The 726-nt window shown below is 62.3% G+C and carries 1 protein-coding gene; it reads left to right on the top strand.

The window, feature by feature from the left end:
• A partial coding sequence (gene ehuA, locus V7702_RS16760; protein WP_335651212.1) for an ectoine/hydroxyectoine ABC transporter ATP-binding protein EhuA occupies positions 1–683 on the top strand: 683 nt, incomplete at its 5' end.
• Between the last annotated feature and the right edge of the window lie 43 nt (positions 684–726).

The raw sequence follows: 726 nt of genomic DNA, 5'->3' as shown, positions 1-726 counted from the left end.
CTAAGGGGGAAAAGGTTACCCTGATCGGCCCATCCGGCTCGGGAAAATCCACCGTGCTGCGGATCTTGATGACACTTGAGCCCTTCCAGGAGGGAAGGCTGACGCTCGATGGAACGTCCTACCATGAACCGGGCGGCCGGGGCCGTTTTCAGGCCTCCGAAAGGCATCTGCGCCAGATCCGCAACCACGTCGGAATGGTCTTCCAGAGCTTCAACCTCTTTCCGCACATGACTGTCCTTCGCAATGTGGTCGAAGCCCCGGTGCGGGTACTTGGGATGCAGCGAGAGGAAGCCGAGGTGCGCGCGATCGAACTGCTCCAGATGGTAGGACTGGCTGACAAGAAAGACCAGTATCCGGCACAGCTGTCGGGCGGACAGCAGCAGCGGGTGGCCATCGCCCGCGCGCTCGCCATGCGCCCGCAAGTCCTCTTGTTCGATGAGCCAACCTCAGCGCTCGATCCCCAATTGGTCGGAGAGGTGCTTTCCGTCATTCGCGGCCTGGCGCACGAGCATGACCTGACCATGCTGCTCGTCACCCACGAAATGCGCTTTGCGCGCGAAGTGTCGGACCGCGTGTGCTTCTTCGACAAGGGACGCATCTGCGAGCAGGGCGCGCCGGAGGCGATCCTCGGTGCACCGAAACATGAACGGACGCGCGAGTTCCTGTCATCGATCCTGGGTTAGGGGCATGCCGCATTCGCTCTCTGCCCCAGCGAATGTCGCAGGC

Origin of the sequence: Phenylobacterium sp. (genome assembly GCF_036963605.1) — a bacterium.
GTDB lineage: Bacteria > Pseudomonadota > Alphaproteobacteria > Caulobacterales > Caulobacteraceae > Phenylobacterium.
The sequence above is the reverse complement of the archived record's forward strand: the minus strand, read 5'-3'. Positions and strand labels throughout refer to the sequence as shown.